24 protein-coding genes are annotated in these 18,729 nt (G+C 61.1%); all 24 read left to right on the top strand.

Annotated features, from left to right (window positions below; genetic code table 11):
* Positions 1-19: 19 nt before the first annotated feature.
* The 24 genes from V8J81_RS11965 (at position 20) to V8J81_RS11850 (ending at position 18,723) form a co-directional block, all read left to right on the top strand.
* Complete coding sequence (locus V8J81_RS11965) at positions 20-379, top strand: hypothetical protein (RefSeq protein WP_368475977.1); 360 nt, start codon at positions 20-22, stop codon at positions 377-379.
* A gap of 90 nt (positions 380-469) precedes the next feature.
* Entirely contained in the window at positions 470-625 is a 156-nt protein-coding gene (locus V8J81_RS11960; protein WP_368475976.1) for a hypothetical protein, read from the top strand.
* 160 nt (positions 626-785) lie between these two features.
* Positions 786-1,292, top strand: coding sequence for a hypothetical protein (locus V8J81_RS11955; RefSeq protein ID WP_368475975.1), 507 nt, complete (start codon positions 786-788; stop codon positions 1,290-1,292).
* Between the two features lie 85 nt (positions 1,293-1,377).
* Positions 1,378-2,481, top strand: coding sequence for an NADH-quinone oxidoreductase subunit E (locus V8J81_RS11950; RefSeq protein WP_368475974.1), 1,104 nt, complete (start codon positions 1,378-1,380; stop codon positions 2,479-2,481).
* Positions 2,482-2,617: 136 nt separating this feature from the next.
* Positions 2,618-3,385, top strand: coding sequence for a helix-hairpin-helix domain-containing protein (locus tag V8J81_RS11945; protein ID WP_368475973.1), 768 nt, complete (start codon positions 2,618-2,620; stop codon positions 3,383-3,385).
* A gap of 97 nt (positions 3,386-3,482) precedes the next feature.
* Positions 3,483-3,716: a DUF5337 domain-containing protein gene (locus tag V8J81_RS11940; RefSeq protein WP_368475972.1), complete on the top strand. Its 234-nt coding sequence runs from the start codon at positions 3,483-3,485 to the stop codon at positions 3,714-3,716.
* Between the two features lie 42 nt (positions 3,717-3,758).
* The gene (gene nuoF / locus V8J81_RS11935) at positions 3,759-5,054 is read left to right on the top strand and encodes an NADH-quinone oxidoreductase subunit NuoF (protein ID WP_368475971.1); all 1,296 of its coding nucleotides are present in this window, start codon (positions 3,759-3,761) and stop codon (positions 5,052-5,054) included.
* Entirely contained in the window at positions 5,051-5,428 is a 378-nt protein-coding gene (locus V8J81_RS11930; protein WP_368475970.1) for a DUF5333 family protein, read from the top strand. The genes nuoF and V8J81_RS11930 overlap by 4 nt, the downstream gene beginning before the upstream one ends.
* Positions 5,429-5,439: 11 nt before the next feature.
* Complete coding sequence (locus V8J81_RS11925) at positions 5,440-5,640, top strand: hypothetical protein (protein ID WP_368475969.1); 201 nt, start codon at positions 5,440-5,442, stop codon at positions 5,638-5,640.
* Positions 5,641-5,857: 217 nt separating this feature from the next.
* The gene (locus V8J81_RS11920; protein WP_368475968.1) at positions 5,858-6,067 is read left to right on the top strand and encodes a hypothetical protein; all 210 of its coding nucleotides are present in this window, start codon (positions 5,858-5,860) and stop codon (positions 6,065-6,067) included.
* A gap of 136 nt (positions 6,068-6,203) precedes the next feature.
* The gene (locus V8J81_RS11915) at positions 6,204-6,461 is read left to right on the top strand and encodes a hypothetical protein (protein WP_368475967.1); all 258 of its coding nucleotides are present in this window, start codon (positions 6,204-6,206) and stop codon (positions 6,459-6,461) included.
* On the top strand, positions 6,458-6,814 hold the full coding sequence (locus V8J81_RS11910; RefSeq protein WP_368475966.1) for a hypothetical protein: 357 nt from the start codon (positions 6,458-6,460) through the stop codon (positions 6,812-6,814). The genes V8J81_RS11915 and V8J81_RS11910 overlap by 4 nt, the downstream gene beginning before the upstream one ends.
* 104 nt (positions 6,815-6,918) lie before the next feature.
* Positions 6,919-7,350: a DUF5333 domain-containing protein gene (locus V8J81_RS11905; RefSeq protein WP_368475965.1), complete on the top strand. Its 432-nt coding sequence runs from the start codon at positions 6,919-6,921 to the stop codon at positions 7,348-7,350.
* A 57-nt stretch (positions 7,351-7,407) separates the two neighbouring features.
* Positions 7,408-9,426 carry an NADH-quinone oxidoreductase subunit NuoG gene (gene nuoG, locus V8J81_RS11900; protein ID WP_368475964.1) on the top strand — a complete coding sequence of 673 codons (2,019 nt, stop codon included), beginning with the start codon at positions 7,408-7,410 and terminating at the stop codon, positions 9,424-9,426.
* 5 nt (positions 9,427-9,431) lie between these two features.
* Complete coding sequence (locus V8J81_RS11895) at positions 9,432-9,842, top strand: YNQ4 family lipoprotein (RefSeq protein WP_368475963.1); 411 nt, start codon at positions 9,432-9,434, stop codon at positions 9,840-9,842.
* Between the two features lie 42 nt (positions 9,843-9,884).
* Positions 9,885-10,919: an NADH-quinone oxidoreductase subunit NuoH gene (nuoH, locus tag V8J81_RS11890; RefSeq protein WP_368475962.1), complete on the top strand. Its 1,035-nt coding sequence runs from the start codon at positions 9,885-9,887 to the stop codon at positions 10,917-10,919.
* Between the two features lie 3 nt (positions 10,920-10,922).
* On the top strand, positions 10,923-11,417 hold the full coding sequence (gene nuoI, locus V8J81_RS11885; RefSeq protein ID WP_368475961.1) for an NADH-quinone oxidoreductase subunit NuoI: 495 nt from the start codon (positions 10,923-10,925) through the stop codon (positions 11,415-11,417).
* Positions 11,414-11,821, top strand: a complete 408-nt coding sequence (locus V8J81_RS11880) for a carboxymuconolactone decarboxylase family protein (protein ID WP_368475960.1) — start codon at positions 11,414-11,416, stop codon at positions 11,819-11,821. Before nuoI ends, V8J81_RS11880 begins: the two co-directional genes overlap by 4 nt.
* Positions 11,818-12,432, top strand: coding sequence for an NADH-quinone oxidoreductase subunit J (locus V8J81_RS11875; RefSeq protein ID WP_368475959.1), 615 nt, complete (start codon positions 11,818-11,820; stop codon positions 12,430-12,432). The genes V8J81_RS11880 and V8J81_RS11875 overlap by 4 nt, the downstream gene beginning before the upstream one ends.
* 52 nt (positions 12,433-12,484) lie before the next feature.
* A complete protein-coding gene (gene nuoK, locus V8J81_RS11870) occupies positions 12,485-12,793 on the top strand; it encodes an NADH-quinone oxidoreductase subunit NuoK (protein ID WP_368475958.1) in 309 nt (102 codons plus the stop codon).
* Between the two features lie 4 nt (positions 12,794-12,797).
* Positions 12,798-14,963, top strand: a complete 2,166-nt coding sequence (gene nuoL / locus V8J81_RS11865; RefSeq protein WP_368475957.1) for an NADH-quinone oxidoreductase subunit L — start codon at positions 12,798-12,800, stop codon at positions 14,961-14,963.
* A 6-nt stretch (positions 14,964-14,969) separates the two neighbouring features.
* A complete protein-coding gene (locus tag V8J81_RS11860; protein WP_368475956.1) occupies positions 14,970-16,514 on the top strand; it encodes an NADH-quinone oxidoreductase subunit M in 1,545 nt (514 codons plus the stop codon).
* Between the two features lie 12 nt (positions 16,515-16,526).
* Positions 16,527-17,972 (top strand): NADH-quinone oxidoreductase subunit NuoN, encoded by a 1,446-nt coding sequence (gene nuoN, locus V8J81_RS11855; protein WP_368475955.1) that lies wholly within the window; start codon positions 16,527-16,529, stop codon positions 17,970-17,972.
* Between the two features lies 1 nt (position 17,973).
* Complete coding sequence (locus V8J81_RS11850) at positions 17,974-18,723, top strand: biotin--[acetyl-CoA-carboxylase] ligase (RefSeq protein ID WP_368475954.1); 750 nt, start codon at positions 17,974-17,976, stop codon at positions 18,721-18,723.
* The last annotated feature ends 6 nt before the right edge of the window (positions 18,724-18,729 follow it).

Raw genomic sequence — 18,729 nt, 5'->3', positions numbered from 1 at the left:
ATTCGAAGGACCCTTTCCCATGCGCATTTTCAGAATTCCACTCCTCCTCGGGCCTGCGGCCCTCCTCGCAGCGTCCATGGCTCATGGGCAGGCGGCGACGCCGGAGGATCATCCGGGCTATCCGTTGGCCCAAGCCATTGCCGCGCAGGGCTGCGTTTTGCATCAGGACGATGTGAACGCGGTGATGGACAGCATCGGCGTGGAAAGCGCGATGTTTCCGCAGATGGCGGTGCCCCTGATGCAGACGGGATTTCTGCGGTCGTCCGGCAATGGGACGCTGACCCTTGTGAATTGGGGCCTTTGCACGGGCGACGTGCCAGCCCAGGCCGGAGAAGAGGCCGAGGCCACGCCGGACGAAAGCGAAACCGAGACGGAGTAAGCTACGGATTCCCTCCGTTGTGGGAACGGGCCGCGAGGGGCAGGTTGGGTTCACGAACACGTGACACCCCTGACACGAAGGACCTGCCCCATGCGCCCGCTGCTGCCACACGCGCCCATCGCTGAAAAAACCCTCGATGATCCCTGTATTGCCCGCGCCTCCAAAGTGATCGCCCGGATGCAAGCAGGGGGTCGCACTGTCTCGAACCCGACGAATTGGCGTCCCGCGCAATCCCCCTGGCGCTGAACGCTACCGCTTAGCCCGGCGGAAAGAAGGGGTCCGGCCCGGGCGAGGGCGCTTTTCCTGACATCGTGCAGGAAAGGCGCCCTACTTTTTTGTTGCCCCCAGTCCGAGGTCCGATGGCTGCGGACTGGACAGGATCGAGGCTGGCTGCCACGCTGGCCTGATGTCGCACAAGCACCTGATAATCTGTCTCGCATCGGCCCTGACCTGCCTTGCTGCGCCTGTCTTCGGCGCTCAAGGGCAACATGATCCCGTGGTTTCGGTTCAGCTTGAGGTGCCGCGAGGCTCCGTCTTGGAGCAAGCGGAGGCGCTGGACGGCCCTGCTGTGGAAGCCATCATGGACGAGGCTTATGCCGCGATCGGCTGTGCCTTGCCGAGCGATCTTGTGACGGTGTTTGAGGTCTACCTTGTCGATCAGGCCATGATCGCCTTGGGAGAACCGGTTGGAGCCGACGTCGCACGGGAAGGATTCTTTGCCCTCCGGTTGCGCAGCACCACAATCCGCCACCCGGAGGCGCGCGCCGTTCTGGCCGTGGCGCGCGCGTTGGAGGGCCGCGTTGCAGCCGACATGCGCAGCGGGCGGTTGCGGATGGTGCAGGGTTTGTTCGAGGTTGAAGACTGCACACCGAACGGCACGTTGTTCGCCCTGTCCCCCTACGCCATCCAATAGCTAGCCTGCGCCATAGCGCGCATGGACATCCCGTTTCATTTGCGCGAAACCGTGGCCCAACGAACGACCGCCAGGGACGACCTACATGCTGCGACGCCTGCACCCCGAGCAACCGGACAGTTTCGCTTTCACGCCCGCCAACCAGGAATGGGCCGAAGCGCAGATCACCAAATACCCCGAAGGCCGTGCGGCCAGCGCGATCATTCCGCTGCTGTGGCGCGCGCAGGAGCAGGAGGGGTGGCTGACCCGTCCGGCGATTGAGGCGGTGGCCGATATGCTGGGTCTGGCGCATATCCGCGCGCTTGAGGTCGCGACTTTCTATTTCATGTTCCAGCTGCAGCCCGTGGGCTCGGTCGCGCATATCCAGATTTGTGGCACGACCTCGTGCATGATCTGCGGGGCCGAAGATCTGGTCGCCGTGGCCAAGGACAAGATCGCGCCACGCGCCCATGAGTTGAGCGCTGATGGCAAGTTCAGCTGGGAAGAAGTCGAGTGTCTAGGCGCCTGTGCGAATGCTCCGATGGCCCAGATCGGTAAGGATTACTACGAAGATCTAACGGCGGAGAGCTTTGGTGCGCTGATTGACAAGATGGCGGCGGGGGAGGTTCCCACGCCAGGGCCACAGAACGGGCGCTATGCGTCTGAGCCTGCGGGTGGCCTGACCTCGTTGAAAGAGCATGAGGCGGGCAAGGATGGGCTGAATGCCTCGGCTCGTCTGGCGGCTGATATTGGCGACACGATCAAGCGCATCGACGGGACGGAAGTGCCAATGCTGGCCCCATGGGGCAAAAAATCGGGTGACGGTGTTCCGGCAGAGCCCGCGCGGCCGAAGCCCGCCAACCGCGCCAAGGCACCTGCAGACAAAACCGGTGTGACCAAGGCACAGGCGAAGGCCGTGTCCAAAGCCAAGCCGCCGTCGAAAGCGGAACCGGTGGAGGCGGTCGAAGAGCAAGCCCCTGAGCAGTTGAGCGGGCCGCGCGATGGCGGTGCAGATGACCTCAAGCGGATCAGTGGTGTTGGCCCTAAGCTGGAAGGCGTGCTGAACGAGATGGGCTTTTACCATTTCGATCAGATCGCGGCCTGGGGCCCTGCGGAAGTCGCTTGGGTTGATGCGCGCCTGAAGTTCAAAGGCCGGATTGAGCGGGACAACTGGATCGCACAGGCGACCGAATTCGCCAACGAAAGCTGACCTTTCAGGCGGGGAAAATGTGTGGCCCCGCTGCAAAGCTGCGGCAATCTGTCAATGTTGCGGAAGACAGGGGCCGAATCCTGCGCTAAGACTCCCAGCGACACGATAAAAACGTTGAATGACGGGGGGTCTTACAATGAACAAATCCGGTGGAGTGGAATGCCTGGCCTGGACCTGGGGGATTGCCGCTTTGGTTGGCGTCTTCACGGCGGCAGCACTTTGGGTTTTGGGCGGTTGGAGCTTTATGCAGGGCGCGTTCATGGGCGTGCTTGTGCTGCTTATTCTGGGCGCCATTCTGACGATCACGATGTGCCGCGCGCCCGCGACGCCGCATAACGCGGGGTCTGGGCAGGCAAGCGCAGGCGGGTCATCGACCGCGGCTAAGACGGCCGCCGCAACCGCCCCGGCCGCCGCTGCGGCTGATACCAGCGCTGCGGACGCCGCACGTGAGGCGGAAGCCGCAGCCGCCGCTGAAGCCGAAGCTGCCCGCGCTGCTGCGGCCGCCGAAGCTGAGGCCAATGCCGCCGCTGAGGCCGAAGCGGCCCGCGCCGCCGAAGCCGAAGCTGCTGCTGCCGCAAGTGCCGCCGCTGCTGCGCCAGCTGCTGACCCCGGCCCTGGCACGCGACCTGAGGCCCTCGACGGCCCGCGCGGCGGGCAAGCCGATGACCTGAAGCGGATCAAGGGTGTTGGGCCGAAGATGGAAACCCTTTGCAACGAGCTTGGTTTCTACCATTTCGATCAGATCGCGGCCTGGAACGCAGAAGAGGTGGCTTGGGTTGACCAGAACCTCAAAGGGTTCAAAGGCCGCGTCAGCCGTGACAACTGGGTCGAACAGGCGAGCCTTTTGGCCGCAGGCGGTGAGACCGAGTTTTCCAAGAAAGTCGATGACGGAGATGTATATTAAACCTTGGGCCGCAGCCCTTCATTAGGTGAGATATGCAACCTGACGACATCATCACGCTGCGCGGCCCGGTCGCGCAGCTTTCTTTTTGGGGCCACTGATGCCTGAGAAAAAGCCTGTATCGCCCGAAGAACAACGCCGCGTGCGCCAGATCCGCCGTGCGGCTGTCGTGATGGCCGCCACCATGGTGCTGTGGATGGGCGCGCAGTTTGTGGGCGGGCAAATGGGCTGGCCCACGCGCGTGGTGTTCCTCTTTGACCTTGCGGCGATTGGGGCACTGGTCTGGGCGCTTGTGGTGACGTATTGGGTGTGGAAAGAGCGCAGACAAAGCTAGACGCGCGACCAGACCCCGCGCGAGCGATCAAGGATTTAGCCAATGTTGCAGGACAAAGACCGGATCTTCACCAACATCTACGGGATGCATGACCGTACCCTGGCGGGCGCAAAGGCGCGTGGCCATTGGGATGGGACGAAGGACTTGATCGGCTTGGGGCGCGACAAGATCGTGGAGATCATGAAGGCCTCCGGACTGCGTGGACGCGGTGGCGCGGGCTTCCCGACGGGTCTGAAATGGTCGTTCATGCCCAAGGAATCGGACGGACGCCCGGCCTATCTGGTGGTGAATGCGGACGAATCCGAGCCTGGCACCTGCAAGGACCGGGAGATTATGCGCAATGATCCCCACACGCTGATTGAAGGCTGCCTGATCGCGTCTTTCGCGATGAACGCCAACGCCTGCTACATCTACATCCGCGGCGAATATATCCGCGAGCGCGAGGCGCTGCAGGCTGCGATTGATGGGGCTTACGATGCGGGCCTATTGGGCAAGAACGCCGCCAAATCCGGCTGGGATTTCGACCTTTACCTGCACCACGGGGCAGGGGCCTATATCTGCGGCGAAGAAACTGCGCTTCTGGAATCGCTGGAAGGTCGCAAGGGCATGCCCCGCATGAAGCCGCCCTTCCCGGCGGGCGCGGGCCTTTACGGCTGCCCGACGACCGTGAACAACGTCGAATCGATTGCCGTTGTGCCGACAATCCTGCGTCGCGGTGCGGAATGGTTTGCTGGTTTTGGTCGCCCGAACAATGCGGGCACCAAGCTGTTCGCCATTTCCGGCCACGTGAATCAGCCCTGCGTCGTCGAAGAGGCGATGTCGATCACATTCGAGGAGCTGATCGAGACGCATTGCGGCGGTATCCGCGGCGGTTGGGACAACCTCAAGGCGGTGATCCCCGGCGGCTCGTCCGTTCCCTGCGTGCGCGGAGAGAACATGAAAGACGCCATCATGGATTTCGACTACCTGCGCAACGAGCTGGGGTCTGGCCTTGGCACGGCGGCGGTGATCGTGATGGACAAGCAGACCGATATCATCAAGGCGATCTGGCGTTTGGCGTGCTTCTACAAGCACGAATCCTGCGGCCAGTGCACGCCCTGCCGCGAAGGCACCGGCTGGATGATGCGGGTGATGGAGCGTCTCGTGAAGGGCGAGGCAAATGTCGAAGAGATCGACATGCTGTGGGATGTGACCAAGCAGGTCGAAGGTCACACGATCTGTGCCCTTGGTGACGCAGCCGCATGGCCGATTCAGGGCCTGATCCGCAACTTCCGTGACGAGATCGAAGACCGCATTAAGGTGCGCCGCGACGGCACCGTACAGGTGGCTGCGGAATGAGGGCGTTTGCTGCTGTTGCCTTGATCGCGCTTGCAGGGTGCGTTTCGCAGCCCACTGGCGTGCAGGCGCAATTCGAAGCGTTTGCGGGAAATGCCGCGACCGCTGACATAATGGCCGGGATTTGCCCGCAATATCAGATGCGCAATTCCATCGAGCAGCTAACTGAGGGGTTTGTCGATCAGATGTTGGCGTCAGGATATTCGGAATTGGATGTCTTGCAGGCCATCCAGAACACACCCGAAGATCGCATTATCGAAGATGTGATTTCCGAGATGGGCCGCCAGGGCGTGACACCGGGTGATGCTGCTGCCCTTTGTGCCTATGCGGAACGTGAAGTTGCCGCGGGCAGCCAGATTGGCCGCTTCCTGCGCTGAGGGAGACGCTCATGTGTTACGGACATGTGAATGTGAAAGTGCTAGAGCGAGAAGTGCAGGATCGATTGCGCGCTGCGCACACAGTCGGCAACCTTGCACCTGAATGTGAACCCCAAGCGATGCCGCCAGAGCTGATCGGAGGGTTTCGCGGGCTTTGGGCGCGTATGCGGGCAGGGCCTTTGGCACGCCTTGGACTGCTTGTTGCGGGTTAGACCCACAATCGCCGCTCCCATCATCGCGCTTTGCGCTTGCGCCCCCGATGCGTCCGATCATCCGCGTTCCTATGCATCGATCCAGCCGCCTGAAACTCGAAGCGTGGTCGACGTCGAGGGCGCACATTATGTCATTCGGACCTTTTTGAACGTCGATCAGGGGCTGGGTCCCTGCCATCCGTCCGTCCCGTGCGCCCCACGCGATGAACGGGAAACCATGACAGAGGTTTTCGTGCTGGACGGGGCAGAACCGTTCGAGTTCGGCACGGATCAGCGCGCGGAGGTGGCCGCTTTTGCGCGATCGGTCAGATGCCCAGAAAACACAACCATCGCCGTGCGGGCGAACTTTGTTGGCGTTGATGATCCCGAGTTTGGCGCTTGGCACTTCTTCGGCCTTTGCCCGGGAGACGCACCTGACGGGCTGTGACCGTGAGGACTCACCCGTTTGACAGCCGCAGCGCGTGATCTTGCTGGATTCAGGTGATTTTCCTATCCTCGCCGCAAAATGACCGCGCGAGCGCTATGCATCGCGGCGGCATCCTGAGGGCAAGAGGGCAGCTCGTATGGTTCGCGTATACTGGTATTCTCTGGCGATCATTTATCTGGTCTGCGCCGTCGCGGGTGCAGGCCTGTGCTATCAGCTATGGGGCGTCGGCGGCGGCATTCTGGGTGCGGTGATGGGTGGCATGGTAGCCTCGGGCATCGCAATCGTGCTGAATACACCTGAGCGGATGGAAGCGGCGATCTACATCATTCTGGCCATCCTTTTCCTGACCTTGCTGGTCTGGCTGATCATCACTTTCTGGGGCGTGCGGATATGAGGCTTTGGCCTGCGTTGCCGCTGGCCCTTGCGGCCTGCGTGACGCCGCAGGTCTATGTCACCTCCATCGGACCATTGCAGGTTCAGGCGGATCCAGCCGTAATCATCTTCAACCCCGTCGCTTTGCCCGACGGCTCTGAGATCGAGCCGATCCCGATTCAAGGTGGATTGGTTGTGCGTACGCTGAATGGCCGGGCGGTCCCGTTTGAGGCGCGTGAAGCCGCCCTGGAGGCGATGCAGGCCCATTGCCTTGATTATGACCTTGAGACTGTGCCGCTGTTCTTTGGCTGGCGCGCCGTGGGTGAGGAAAGCCTTTGGTCCGCGGCAGGATGCGACGTGCCGGTTGGCGAATAGATGCCGAAAGGCGTGATGACTCATTCGTGACATTGAATAACATGGGGCCTTGTCCCCATGTCCGTCTCTGGAAACGGGCCAACCTATTCAAAGGGACAATAAAAATGCTTACCCCCTTCCGTATCGCAGCCGCTGCAGGTGTGCTGCTGGTGACCGGGCTGTTCACGACGATCGGCCATGCGCAGAACGCAAGCTGGCAGGTCTTGCGCGATGATCCGGAAATTCACGCCGGACTGACGACGATTTCTGTCGGACGTCATATCCAGAACGTGTGCGATGATATTCGCCCCCGCATGGTGCGGGCCTGGGCCTTTGCAGAAGGTCTGGTGGACCGGGCGCAGGATCTGGGTGTGGAACGTCGCGATGTGGACGCGTTCATTGATGACCGCACCGAGCAGGAGCGCTACCGCGCCATCATGCGCGACTGGTTTGCCGCGCGCGGTGTGGATGCTGGGGACGCGGCAGCCGTGTGTCGCGTGGGGCGCGACGAAATTACCGCCGGTTCCCAGATTGGCAGATTGCTCCGCGGGGGTTAGAAGACGGTCCAGACATGAGAGCGCGCGCGGGCGCGTTCAGGGAAAGGACCGGTCCCCATGAGCGATTTGCGCAAGATCATCATCGATGAGAACGAGATCGAAGTTGATCCAGCCATGACCCTGATCCAGGCCTGTGAGCAGGCCGGGATCGAAATTCCACGTTTCTGCTATCACGAGCGTCTGTCCATCGCGGGCAATTGCCGGATGTGCCTTGTGGAAGTTGTGGGCGGCCCGCCGAAACCCGCCGCCTCCTGTGCGATGCAGGTGAAAGACTTGCGCCCCGGGCCTGAGGGCCAGCCGCCGGTGATCAAGACGAATTCCCCCATGGTGAAGAAGGCCCGCGAAGGGGTGATGGAGTTTCTACTCATCAACCACCCGCTCGATTGCCCGATCTGCGATCAGGGCGGCGAATGTGACCTGCAGGATCAGGCCATGGCGTACGGCGTGGACTTCTCGCGTTACCGCGAGCCCAAGCGCGCCGCGACCGAGCTGGAGCTGGGGCCATTGGTCGGCACCGCGATGACGCGCTGCATTTCCTGCACCCGCTGCGTGCGGTTTATCACCGAAGTCGCCGGTATGCCCGAGATGGGGCAGACGGGTCGGGGTGAGGATTCGGAGATCACCTCCTATCTGGGTCAGACGCTCGAGTCAGAGATGCAGGGCAATATCGTCGATCTCTGTCCGGTCGGTGCGCTCACGTCGAAGCCTTACAGCTTTACTGCGCGCCCATGGGAACTGACCAAGACCGAAAGCATCGACGTGATGGATGCGTTGGGGTCGAACATTCGCGTTGACACGAAGGGCCGTGAGGTCATGCGTATCCTGCCGCGCAACCATGACGGCGTGAACGAGGAATGGCTGTCCGACAAGTCGCGCTATGTCTGGGACGGGTTGCGCCGCCAGCGGCTCGACAAGCCATACATCCGCGAGAACGGCAAGCTGCGCCCGGCAAGCTGGGGCGAGGCGATGGGTCTGGCCGCTGAGAAGATCAAAGGCGCGTCCAAGCTGGCCGGTCTGGTCGGTGATCTGGCCTCGACCGAAGCGGCGTTTGCGCTGAAGGCTTTGGTTGAAGGGCAGGGCGGTGTTGTCGAATGCCGCACCGATGGCGCGAAGCTGCCCTCGGGCAACCGCGCGGCTTACGTCGGCACGGCTTCTGTCGAAGATCTCGACGATGCAGAGTACATCATGCTGATCGGGACGAACCCGCGTGTTGAAGCACCGGTTCTGAACGCGCGTATTCGCAAAGCATGGAGCAAGGGTGCCAATGTGGCGCTTATCGGCGAACCCGTTGATCTGACATATGAATATGTCCACATGGGCACGGATCGCGCGGCACTGAAAAAGCTGACGGAGCACAAATTCGGCGATGTGAAGGAGAAGAATTCCATAGTGGTCATCGGACAGGGTGCTTTGCAGGGCGAAGATGGCGAGGCAGTCTTGGCCCATGCACAGGCTGCAGCCGCTGCGATGAATTCAAAGCTGTTGGTGCTTCACACGGCGGCAGGCCGCGTCGGTGCGATGGATGTGGGGGCAACGAACCCCGATGCAATGGCGGCGGTCCAAGATGCTGCTGTTGTCTACAACATGGGTGCCGATGAGGTTGAGATCGCGGCTGGTCCGTTTGTGATCTACCAAGGCTCCCACGGGGATCGCGGCGCGCACCGGGCCGATGTGATCCTACCGGGTGCGGCCTACACGGAAGAGCAGGGCCTCTTCGTGAACACCGAAGGGCGGCCCCAGCTGGCGATGCGCGCGGGCTTCCCGCCCGGCGATGCGCGCGAGAACTGGGCGATCCTGCGGGCCTTGTCGGCTGAAGTTGGCGCGACGCTGCCGTTCGACACGATTGGCGCGCTGCGGGCTGAGATGGTGAAAGACGCCCCGCATCTGGCGATGATCGACGATGTGGCCGAGAATGAGGGCGACGCGCTGCCGCTTGGCGCGCTTGGCTCGGGTGATTTCGCCTCTCCCATCGCGGATCATTACCTGACCAACCCGATCACGCGGGCCTCCAGCCTGATGGCGGAGCTCAGCGCCAATGCCAAAGCGCGGCGAGACGCGCCGATGGCGGCGGAATAAAGCCCATGCTGCGCAGCCCCTTATCCACCCTGACGGGTGTCTGCGCAGCTGCTTTGATCGCGGGATGTGTGCCTGAGACCGAGGGGCCGACACTCGAACAGGCGCCACCGGCCACTTACGACGGAATCGAAACGCGTTTGCTGGACGATGATCTGGTGAATTTTCGCGCGCAAATGACAGGTGTCGCCACTCGTGCCGACCTTGATGCCTATACCCGCTGCGCTGCCGCGCAATACACGCTGATCCGCGGTTATACTTTTGCGCGACATGTGCGCACAAGTATCACGGAAGAGGGTGGCGTTTGGGTCGCAGATGCGGTTTACACCATCTCGCCGGAACTCCCGCGCGGGTTGCAGACGCTCGAGGCTCAGGTGGTTGCGGCAGATTGCGCGGAGCAAGGGATACCGTCGGTCTGATAAGAAGATCGACAAGGGCCCGAGCCAAGGGACGAACGACCGATGGAATTTTTCGATACCACCCTCGGGATCATCCTGATCATCGCGGCGCAATGCCTGTTGGTGATCGCGTTCGTGATGATCTCGCTGTTGATGCTCGTCTACGGCGACCGCAAGATCTGGGCCGCCGTAATGATGCGCCGTGGCCCGAACGTTGTGGGCGCCTTCGGTTTGCTGCAGGCCGTGGCGGACGCGTTCAAATACATCATCAAGGAAGTTGTGGTGCCGGCGGGCGCGGACAGGCCGGTGTTCTTCATCGCGCCGCTGACGTCTTTCGTGCTGGCAATCATCGCCTGGGCGGTCATTCCGTTCAATGATACTTGGGTTTTGGCCGATCTAAACGTCGCCATCCTCTATGTCTTCGCCATGTCCTCGCTTGAGGTTTACGGCGTGATCATGGGCGGATGGGCGAGTAACTCGAAATACCCGTTCTTGGGCTCCCTACGCTCCGCCGCGCAGATGATTTCCTATGAGGTCTCCATCGGCTTGATCATCATCGGTGTGATCATCTCCACCGGTTCGATGAACTTCGGCAATATCGTTGCTGCGCAGGACACCGGGTACGGCCTACTTGGCTGGTACTGGCTGCCGCATCTGCCGATGGTGATGCTGTTCTTTGTGAGCGCCCTGGCCGAAACCAACCGTCCGCCCTTCGATCTACCGGAGGCTGAGTCGGAGCTGGTCGCGGGCTATCAGGTCGAATACTCCGCCACGCCGTTCCTTCTGTTCATGGCGGGCGAATATATCGCCATCTTCCTGATGTGCGCGTTGATGACGTTGCTGTTCTTCGGCGGCTGGCTGTCGCCCATTCCCGGCCTGCCTGATGGCGCGCTGTGGATGGTGGGCAAGATGCTGTTGGTATTCTTTGCCATCTCGATGGTGAAGGCGATTGTGCCGCGCTACCGCTACGATCAGCTGATGCGTCTGGGCTGGAAAGTGTTCCTGCCGTTCTCGCTCTTCTGGGTGGTGTTCGTGGCCTTCATGGCGAAGTTCGAAGTGTTCGGCGGGTTCTACGCCCGCTTTGCGATCGGAGGCTGATCAATGACCCAGATCGACTATACCCGCGCTGCGAAATACTTTCTGTTCACCGACTTCTTCAAAGCCTTTGGGTTGGGGATGAAATACTTCTTCTCGCCCAAGGTCACGGTGAACTACCCGCACGAAAAGGGGCCTCTGTCCCCACGATTCCGGGGTGAACATGCGCTGCGCCGCTATCCAAATGGCGAGGAGCGCTGCATCGCGTGCAAACTGTGCGAGGCCGTGTGCCCCGCGCAGGCGATCACGATTGATGCCGAGCCGCGCGAAGATGGATCGCGTCGCACCACCCGCTACGACATCGACATGACGAAGTGCATCTATTGCGGCTTCTGTCAGGAGGCCTGCCCGGTCGATGCCATCGTGGAAGGGCCGAACTTCGAGTTTGCGACGGAGACCCGGGAGGAGCTGTTCTACGACAAGGAAAAGCTGCTTGATAACGGTGAACGTTGGGAAGCGGCGATTGCCAAAAACCTTGAATTGGACGCGCCCTACCGATGAGCGATCAGAACCCCTTCGAGGCGCTGTTCAAGCAGACGCAGGACATGACGCAGGAATGGCTGAAAGCGGTCAATCCGGCGATGGCGTCGTTCACGCCGACCTCGATGGATAAGATGTGGCCCACCGTTCCGGCAGAGATGCTGGAGGCGTTCATGGGCAAGCAGTTCAACCCCGGCGGGTTGGATGCGAAGACGCGGCTGTTGCTGACGCTTCTGGGGTTGACGGTGCAGGGCGCCGTGGCCGAGGCGCAGATCCGGCTGACGGTGCGCCACGCGATTGAGGCGGGTGCCACGCAGCAGGAGATTGCGGAAACCATTGGTGTGGCTGCGATGTTTGGCGGGGTGCCCGCGATGACGAAGGCCATGGAACTGGCGCAAGAAGCGATCCAGGGGGACGAGGCATGACCGTAGCTGATTTTACCTTCTATCTGTTCGCGCTGTCGGTGATCACGGGCGGGCTGTTCACGGTTGCCTCCAAGAACCCGGTGCATTCGGTGCTGTGGCTGATCCTGGCTTTCCTGAGCGCGGCGGGCCTGTTCGTGCTGCTCGGCGCAGAGTTCGTCGCGATGCTGCTGATCATCGTCTATGTGGGCGCGGTCGCGGTGCTGTTCCTGTTCGTGGTCATGATGCTCGACGTGGATTTTGCCGAGTTGAAGGCCGAGATGGCGAAATACGTGCCGGTCGCAGGGCTGATCGGCGTTGTTTTGTTGATGCAGCTGACGCTGGCCTATGGCTCGTGGGAGTTCTCGGAAGGCATTGACCAGCGCCTCGGCAACCCCGCGCCGCCCTTAGATGTGGCGCACAACACGCAGGCCCTCGGCCTGATCCTTTACGACGATTACTTCCTGCTTTTCCAGATTTCGGGCCTGATCCTGCTGGTCGCGATGGTCGGTGCCATTGTGCTGACGCTGCGCCACCGCGTGGACGTCAAGCGCCAGAGCCCGGTCGCCCAGATGATGCGCGATCCGGCACAGGCGATGGAACTGAAGGATGTGAAGCCGGGGCAGGGCCTTTAAGGCACTGCATCGCAAGAACGACTAATCGGGGAATATCCCCGGAGGGACAGACATGACCATAGGTCTCGAACATTACCTGACGGTCGCTGCGGCGCTGTTTGTCATTGGGATTTTCGGCATCTTCCTGAACCGGAAGAATGTCATCATCATCCTGATGTCACTGGAATTGATGCTGCTGAGCGTGAACATCAACATGGTCGCGTTCTCTTCGTTCTTGGGCGATCTGACGGGGCAGGTCTTCACCCTGTTCATCCTGACGGTTGCGGCGGCTGAGGCCGCCATCGGCCTTGCCATCCTTGTCTGTTTCTTCCGCAACCGCGGCACGGTCGACGTGGAAGCCGTCGACAATCTGAAGGGCTGAGACCATGGAACAAATCCTTCTCTTCGCCCCCATCGTTGGCGCGCTGATCTGCGGGTTTTCCTGGCGGTTGATCGGCGAGCAGGCGGCGTGTGTCGTGGCCACGCTGATGTTGGCGCTGTCATGTCTGCTCAGCTGGGTCATCTTCCTGACCTTCGACCCGAGCGCCCATGACAACGGCTATTACACCGAGAGTGTTCTGACCTGGATTGAGAGCGGCACGCTCTTCACCGATTGGGCGATCCGGATCGACCGTCTGACGGCGGTCATGCTGATCGTGATCACCAGCGTTTCGGCGTTGGTCCACCTGTATTCGTTCGGCTACATGGCCCATGACGAGAACTTCAAGGAGGGTGAAAGCTACCGCCCCCGGTTCTTCGCCTACCTGTCGTTCTTCACCTTTGCGATGCTCATGCTTGTCACGGCAGATAACCTGCTGCAGCTGTTCTTCGGCTGGGAAGGGGTGGGGGTCGCATCCTATCTTTTGATCGGGTTCTACTATCGCAAACCCTCTGCCGGTGCGGCGGCGATGAAGGCGTTTATTGCCAACCGTGTCGGTGATTTCGGCTTCCTGATCGGCATCTTCGCGATCTTCTGGATGACGGACTCGATCCAGTTCGATGTGATCCTGCCGATGGGTGCGGAGATCGCTACGATGTCGATCACCTTCCTTGGCATGGAATTGAACGCGGCTGAGATGATCGCCTTCTTCCTCTTCATCGGGGCGATGGGCAAGTCCGCGCAGCTTCTGCTGCATGTCTGGCTGCCGGACGCGATGGAGGGTCCGACGCCTGTGTCGGCGCTGATCCACGCGGCGACCATGGTGACGGCGGGGGTCTTCCTTGTCTGCCGCATGTCGCCGTTGATCGAATACGCGCCCCTAGCTGGTAACTTCATCATCATCGTCGGCGCACTGTCGGCCTTTGTGGCGGCCACGATTGGTCTCGTGCAGAACGACATCAAGCGTGTGATCGCCTATTCGACCATGTCGCAGCTTGGCTACATGTTCGTGGCCGCGGGCGTGGGCGTCTACTCCGTCGCCATGTTCCATCTACTGACCCACGCCTTCTTCAAGGCGATGCTGTTTCTTGGCGCGGGCTCGGTCATCCACGCGATGCACCATGAGCAGGACATGCGGAATTACGGCGGGCTGCGAAAGAAAATCCCTTACACGTTCTGGGCGATGATGCTTGGTACGCTGGCGATCACTGGTGTCGGTATCCCGCTTCTGTATTTCGGCTTTCCGGTCGGCTTTGCAGGCTTTGTGTCGAAGGATGCCGTGATCGAAAGCGCCTATGCGTTTGGTCCGGGCCTTGGTGAATTCGCGTTCTGGATGCTGGTCGTCGGTGCGCTTTTCACCAGCTTCTATTCGTGGCGCCTGATGTTCCTGACGTTCTACGGCGAGCCGCGGGGCGACAAGCACACCCACGATCATGCACACGAGAGCCCCATGACCATGCTAGTTCCGCTTGGCGCGCTGGCCGTCGGGGCGGTGTTCGCGGGCATGGTCTGGTACGGCAGCTTCTTCGGCAAAACCAACTATGTCGCCCAGTTCTTCGGCGTGCCTTATGCGGCGGAAGAGCATCATGGCGAAGAGCATGCGGATGCGGGCCATGGTGAAGAAGAGCATGGCGATGAGGGCCATGGCGATGAACATGCAGATGAAGAACACGCCGATGCAGGCGATCATGCGGGTGAGACGCATTACGTCTTCACTGGCGCTCCCGGTGAGGGGGCCATTCACCATGCGCCCGACAACCATGTCCTGAATGATGCCCATGCTGTGCCGACCTGGGTCAAGCTTGCGCCCTTCTTCGCGATGCTGTTGGGTTTCGTGACGGCCTATGTCTTCTACATTGTGAACCCGTCGCTTCCCGGACGCCTCGCGGCGCAGCAGCGCCCGCTATACAACTTCCTGCTGAACAAGTGGTACTTTGACGAAGCCTACGATTTCCTTTTCGTGCGGCCCGCGAAATGGCTTGGCCGGTTCCTGTGGAAAGGCGGCGATGGGGCTGTGATCGACGGCGGGATCAACGGGCTGGCCATGGGCATAGTGCCGTTCTTCACGCGCACGCTTAACCGGCTGCAATCCGGCTACATCTTCCACTACGCCTTCGCCATGGTGCTCGGGATCGTGATCCTCGTCACCTGGATGACGCTGAGCGCAGGATAAGAAATCATGGATAACCTGATCTCCATCGTCACCTTCCTGCCTGCGGTTGCGGCCATCATCATGGCCGTGTTCCTGCGTGGCGATGACGAAGCGGCGCAACTGAATGCCAAGCGGCTGGCGCTGGCGGCCACCGCTGCCACCTTCCTCGTGTCGCTGTTCCTGTTGGTCCAGTTCGACGCCACGAACACTGGCTTCCAGATGGTTGAAGAGAGCGAATGGCTCTTCGGCCTCCAATATCGCGTCGGCGTGGACGGCATCTCGATCCTTTTCGTGATGCTGACGACCTTCCTGATGCCGATCACCATTGCGTCCTGCTGGGGCGTGACGCATCGCGTGAAGGAATACATGATCGCGATGCTGGTGCTTGAGACGCTGATGATCGGCGTCTTCGTGGCCCTCGATCTGGTGCTTTTCTACCTGTTCTTCGAAGCGGGCCTGATCCCGATGTTCCTGATCATCGGCATCTGGGGGGGCAAGAACCGCATTTACGCGAGCTTCAAGTTCTTCCTCTACACCTTCCTCGGCTCGGTCCTGATGCTGGTCGCCATGATCGCGATGTATGTGGATGCGGGCACAACCGACATCACGCAACTTCTGACGCACAACTTCGCGACGGAAACGTTCAACGTGTTGGGCATTCAGGTCATCGGCGGGTTGCAGACGATGCTGTTCCTCGCCTTCTTCGCCAGCTTCGCGGTGAAGATGCCGATGTGGCCGGTGCACACATGGCTGCCCGACGCGCACGTTCAGGCCCCTACGGCAGGCTCCGTCATTCTGGCGGCGGTTCTGCTGAAGATGGGAGGCTACGGCTTCCTGCGGTTCAGCCTGCCCATGTTCCCGGTCGCCTCTGACCTGCTGGCACCGCTGGTCCTTTGGATGAGCGTGATTGCCATCGTCTATACCTCGCTTGTGGCGATGGTGCAGGAGGATATGAAGAAGCTGATCGCCTATTCGTCCGTCGCACACATGGGCTTCGTGACCATGGGTATTTTCGCCGCGAACCAGAACGGCGTTGACGGCGCGATCTTCCAGATGATCAGCCACGGCTTCATCTCCGGCGCGCTCTTCCTGTGTGTCGGCGTGATCTACGACCGGATGCACACGCGCGACATCGACGCCTATGGCGGGTTGGTCGTGCGGATGCCGGCCTATGCGCTGATCTTTATGCTGTTCACCATGGCCAATGTGGGCCTGCCCGGCACCTCCGGCTTCGTGGGTGAATTCCTGACTCTGATCGGGGTCTTCCAGGTCAACACATGGGTCGGCGTCTTCGCCGCGACCGGTGTTATCCTGAGCGCTTGCTACGCGTTGTGGCTCTACCGTCGGGTCGTGTTCGGCGATCTGATCAAGGAAAGCCTCAAGACCATTCAGGACATCACCCCGCGTGAGCGTGCGATCTTTGCGCCGCTGATCGTGATGACCATCCTTTTGGGCGTCTACCCCAGCCTTGTGACCGATGTGATCGGCCCCTCGGTCGGTGCCCTTGTTGAAAACTACGATGTGGCGGTGGCGGCGTTTGAGCCACACACCCATGTCGCCGCGAACCACTAGAGGACGCCTGATATGATCGGAGCTGACCTTGCCATTCTGACGCCGGAAATCGTCCTGTCGCTGTTCGCGATGGGCGGGTTGATGGCGGCGGTCTACACGTCGAAAGACGGCCTTGCGCCTGCGCTCACTTGGGGCACGGCGCTGCTGTTTGTGATCATGGCGTTCTATATCGGCGTCACCGGCGAAGGCGCACGCACGGCCTTTGACGGCATGTTTGTCGATGACGCGTTCAGCCGCTTCGCCAAGGTCACGATCCTTCTGGCGGCGGCAGGCATCCTTGCCATCAGCCAGGATTACATGAGCAAGACAAACCTGCTTCGCTTCGAATTCCCGATGCTGATCGTGCTGGCCGTGGTCGGCATGATGATCATGGTTTCCGCAGGCGACATGCTAGCGCTTTACATGGGGTTGGAGCTTCAGTCGCTCGCGCTTTACGTGGTTGCCTCCCTGCGCCGCGACAGCGTCCGCTCGACGGAAGCGGGCCTGAAATACTTCGTCCTCGGCGCACTGTCTTCGGGCTTGCTGCTCTATGGCGTCTCGCTGACCTACGGCTTTGCGGGTACGACTCAATTCGAAGGCATCATCGAAGCGGCGAACGGTGAGTTGTCGCTTGGCCTTCTGTTCGGCCTCGTCTTCATCCTCGCCGGTCTGGCCTTCAAGGTCTCCGCTGCGCCCTTCCACATGTGGACGCCCGATGTGTATGAAGGCTCGCCCACGCCCGTCACTGCCTTGTTCGCTACCGCACCCAAAGTCGCAGCAATGGCTTTGTTTGCCCGTGTTGTGCATGACGCGTTCGGTGGTGTTGTTGGCGATTGGCAGCAAGTTGTGGCCTTCCTCGCTGTGATCTCCATGTTTCTCGGCGCAATCGCCGCGATTGGCCAAACGGATATCAAGCGCCTAATGGCCTATTCCTCAATCTCCCATATGGGCTTTGCCCTGATGGGTTTGGCTGCTGGCACGGCTGTCGGTGTTGAGGCGATGCTGATCTACATGGCGATCTATGTGGCGATGAATATCGGCACTTTTGCCTTCATCCTGACGATGGAACGCGACGGGCGGCATGTGACCGACATTTCCTCGCTCAGCGCCTTTGCCTCGAAAGAGCCGGGCAAGGCGATGGCTCTGTTGGTCCTGATGTTCAGCCTTGCCGGTGTCCCGCCGCTTTTGGGCTTCTTCGGCAAATACGCGGTGCTTGCCGCAGCGGTTGAGGCCGGGATGGTCTGGCTGGCGATTGCTGGCGTGATCGCCTCCGTCATCGGCGCGTTCTACTATATTCGCATCGTCTACCTGATGTATTTCGGCGAGGCGCGCGAGGGCCTCGATGGCCGGATGGGCCTTGCGACCTATGCGGGCCTGATCGCGATGGCCTTGGTCATCGGCCTGGGCTGGGTTCCGGGGATCAACCTGTTCGGGATCGAAGGCCCGGCGGAACTCGCCGCTGCGATGCTGACCCGCTGATATGACCGATTGGCCCACCGGCGTGGGCCGTCGCGTCCTGGCTGAGACCGACAGCACAATGGCGGAGGCCGCTCGGGCTGCACCGACCTTGGCGGGTCCGGAATGGGTGCTGGCGCTGAACCAGACTTCGGGACGGGGCAGGCGCGGTCGGGCATGGTCTATGCCTGCGGGAAACTTCGCAGCCTCGCTGACCATGCGCCCGGACGGCCCGGTTGATCAGATTGCATTGCGGTCGTTCACGGCGTCACTGGCCCTGCGCGACGCGTTGATTACCGTCGGATGCCCGGAAGGCGCCTTGTCGCTGAAATGGCCCAATGACGTGCTGCTTCACGGCGGAAAGCTGGCTGGCATCCTGCTAGAGAGTGTGGGTGACGGGAAAGGCGGCGTCAGCCACCTGATCATCGGTGTTGGCGTGAACCTGGCCGCTGTCCCCGAAGCCGCCGCCTTGGAGCCGCATGCCGTGGCCCCCGTATCGCTGCGAGAGATTGGCGTTACCACCACACCCGAAGACTTCCTCGTTGCGCTTGCCCCTGCGTTCGCCCGACATGAGGCCAGCCTTGCGACCTACGGCTTTGGCCCGACCCGCACCGAATGGCTCGCCCACGCGGCCCGGATCGGCGAGGTCATCACCGCCCGCCTGCCGGGCGAAGAGTTCACCGGCACATTCACGGACGTGGACGAGACCGGCAACCTTGTGCTTGAAACACCCAAAGGCCCGCGCCGAATTGCGGCGGCGGATATCTATTTCTAGGGGGAC

Source organism: Gymnodinialimonas sp. 202GB13-11 (assembly GCF_040932485.1).
GTDB classification, from domain to species: Bacteria; Pseudomonadota; Alphaproteobacteria; order Rhodobacterales; family Rhodobacteraceae; genus Gymnodinialimonas; species Gymnodinialimonas hymeniacidonis.
This window is presented reverse-complemented; position numbering and strand designations above follow the sequence as displayed.